This window comes from Streptomyces sp. IBSBF 2435 (genome assembly GCF_036815005.1).
Classification (GTDB): Bacteria; Actinomycetota; Actinomycetes; order Streptomycetales; family Streptomycetaceae; genus Actinacidiphila.
In genome coordinates, this window is sequence record NZ_JAJSYW010000385.1 from 1 (window position 1) to 1,125 (window position 1,125).

At 73.6% G+C, this 1,125-nt stretch carries 2 protein-coding genes; both read left to right on the top strand.

The window, feature by feature from the left end; translation table 11 throughout:
* Nucleotides 1-275 (top strand): LPXTG cell wall anchor domain-containing protein (locus V7E46_RS33590; RefSeq protein ID WP_333771934.1); only part of this gene is annotated, 275 nt, incomplete at its 5' end.
* 351 nt (nucleotides 276-626) lie between these two features.
* Nucleotides 627-1,125: VanZ family protein (locus tag V7E46_RS33595; protein ID WP_333771935.1), on the top strand; the 499-nt coding region annotated here is incomplete at its 3' end.

The following is a 1,125-nucleotide window of genomic DNA, read 5'->3' on the forward strand; positions in this document are numbered from 1 at the left end:
CCCCCCCGACAACGCCCCCCACGACGCCGCCGACCACTCCGCCCACGCATCACCCGTCGCACCCGCCGACGACGCCGCCCACCAGCACGCCGCCGACCGTGCCGCCGTCGCACAACCCCTCGCACCACCCGTCCCACCCGACCAGCACGCCTCCCGGGCTGCCGCACACCGGTGCCGACGGGGTGGAGTGGATCGCCGCCTCGGCGGTCGCGGTCCTCGGGGCCGGTGGAACGCTCATCGTCATGGCGCGACGCCGCCGCGGCCACCACAGCTGAGGACGTAGAGGCCGTGACAGCGGTGTGACGCCGCCACGGTAGTGACACCCCGTAGCCATCGCGATGCCCCCTCGCGGTGGCGGGAACGGATTCCGGCCGCCTGCGCCATCCCCCGGCGTACGGCGGCCGGTCCCGGGTAAGCGGCGTCAAGAAGGCGTCCACTGAGGGGGGTTTGCGGCCATGGCGATCCGCGACGCACTGTACGACCGGGTACGCAGGCCGAAGCCCGCGCCGGAAACGGCGCCACCGGCGAAGCAGAAGCCGGCCCTGAAGCCCCGGCAGAAAGCCGAGCCGAGGATCCGGGTGAGCCCGAAGCCGACGCCGACGTCACGACCGCGACCGCGGCCGCGCGTGCGTAAGACCCCGCCGCCGGTGCTGCAACGCCGCACCCTCGGCCCGACGCTCGCGCGAGCCGCGGTCCTGGCCGTCGCCATTGTCTGCATGGCCGCCTTCGCGGTGGCGCTGGCGAAGGTGACCCTGGTCCCGTCGCCCTCGTCCGACGCCCTCATCCATACGAATCTGCGCCCCGGCGCGTCCATCCGCGCCTATCTCGACCAGCCGAACGTGCGCGACACGGTCAAGCAGATCGGCGGCAACGTCCTGCTCGGCGTCCCCTTCGGCGTCCTGCTCCCGATGCTCTTCCCCCGCGCCCGCGGCCTGGTGCGCGTCGCCGTGCTGACCGCCCTGGTGATGGTCCTGATCGAGGCCACCCAGGGCGCCCTGGTGGAAGGCCGCGCCTTCGACATCGACGACGTCATCCTCAACACTCTGGGCGCCCTGCTCGGCTACCTGCTCCTCGGCCGCCGTCTGGGCTCCGCCCTCCACCCCCACCGCACCCACTGGTGGCACC